At 68.7% G+C, this 1,407-nt stretch carries 2 protein-coding genes; both read left to right on the top strand.

The genetic code is table 11. The annotated features are described in order from the left end of the window. Window positions 1–243: hypothetical protein (locus AB0J04_RS46125; RefSeq protein WP_363174730.1), on the top strand; the 243-nt coding region annotated here is incomplete at its 5' end. A 59-nt stretch (window positions 244–302) separates the two neighbouring features. Next, window positions 303–1,361: a helicase associated domain-containing protein gene (locus AB0J04_RS46130; RefSeq protein ID WP_363174731.1), complete on the top strand. Its 1,059-nt coding sequence runs from the start codon at window positions 303–305 to the stop codon at window positions 1,359–1,361. The last annotated feature ends 46 nt before the right edge of the window (window positions 1,362–1,407 follow it).

Genomic DNA, 1,407 nt, shown 5'->3' on the forward strand with positions numbered 1-1,407 from the left:
AGGACTTCCGGCCGGCACACCGAGAGCACGCACCGGACGCCGCTCCTTGACGGGCAAACGTTGCCTGCCGCGGCACTAGATCAGGCTTGGTTGCGGGAGGCAGCCGAGGCGCTCGAGGATCGTGTCGAACGGCATGTCACGGTGCTCGCGGACCCTTTCGCCGCGCAGGACCAGGACGCAGCCACCGACCTGCATCAAAGGCCATCCTCAACTTGTCATGCAGGGCTCAGACACAGCTTCTGAGGCGCCGTATCGCAGCCCAGATGTGCGGCCACCTCCCTTTCTGCCTCGGTGACCTCCCCATGCTCATCAGTGAGCTGGCGCGCTGTCTGCGGCGGCCTTGGCTCACTGATCGCCTGACATCGTGCATGGACGGACCGCTGTTCGCTTGGGCGCACCAGTGCAGCAAGGCGGCGGAAGCGCAGGATGGCGACGGACAGTGGTTGCTGTGGAAGGTCCATCCCGCGCACCGGCCTCGTCCCTTGGCTGACGAACTCGCCCAGCACCTGCAGGAGGTGGCCGGCGGTGAAGCCGCGGAGGCTCCGCGTCCCAAACGGCGGCGCGGGCACAGCCGCCAGGCTGACGACGCCTTCGAAGCGGGCCTGACTCGTGCCCGGGCCTACGCGGCTGCGCGGGGGCATCTGGCCACACGGGCGGACACGCTCCAGGACAGCTTTCCTCTGGGGGCGTGGATGACCAACCAGCGCATGCTCCGTCTCGGGATGCCTGCCTGGCGCAGCGCCGCGCTGCGCGCACTGGACCCGTACTGGGACACGCCGTGGCCGACCCTGTGGCAGCGCACCTACCACCAGGCCAGATGCCACGTCGCGGAACAGGGCCCGTTGGATGCGCGGGGAGGATTTCCCGGTACCGGCCTCAGCCTGGGCGAGTGGCTGTACCTGCAGTGCACCCGCTATCCGGATCTGCATCCTGAGCAGCAACGGCTCCTTGCACGGCTGGGCATCGATGCCGCGGCGGCTCGGGATGCCCGGCCCCGGCGTCGCAGTCAGCGCTTCGGGGAGCAGGAGGCGCTCGCCCATGCCCGGGCCTGGACTCTGAAACACGGGAGCCTGGCGGGAGTCGGTGTCAGCACGGTGCATGAGGATTACCCGCTGGGCAGGTGGCTTTCCGACCGGCGCGGCCAGATGGGGCGCGGAGTGCTGTCGCCGGGCCGTGCCGAGGCTTTGACGCGGATCGATCCGTGGTGGCGGCCGCCCTGGCACTTGTGCTGGCAGCGTTCTTACGAGCATGCGTGTCAGCAGCTCCAGCGGGTGGGGGGCGGGGAGTTGGGTGCGGGCTTTGCGCTCATGGACGACTCTGCTGCGCAATTCGCTGCGGGGGTGAGGGCGGGTCGGCGATGATCGTTTCTGAGGTCGCTTCTTCTGTTGTGCGGCCATGGAGGCGGTA

It is taken from the genome of Streptomyces sp. NPDC050263, assembly GCF_040655955.1.
In the GTDB taxonomy this organism is placed as follows: Bacteria; Actinomycetota; Actinomycetes; order Streptomycetales; family Streptomycetaceae; genus Streptomyces.

Bases quoted from the DNA above. Each gene is read 5' to 3' on its own strand.
- AB0J04_RS46130 (WP_363174731.1), top strand. From the start codon at position 303: ATGCTCATCAGTGAGCTGGCGCGCTGTCTGCGGCGGCCTTGGCTCACT.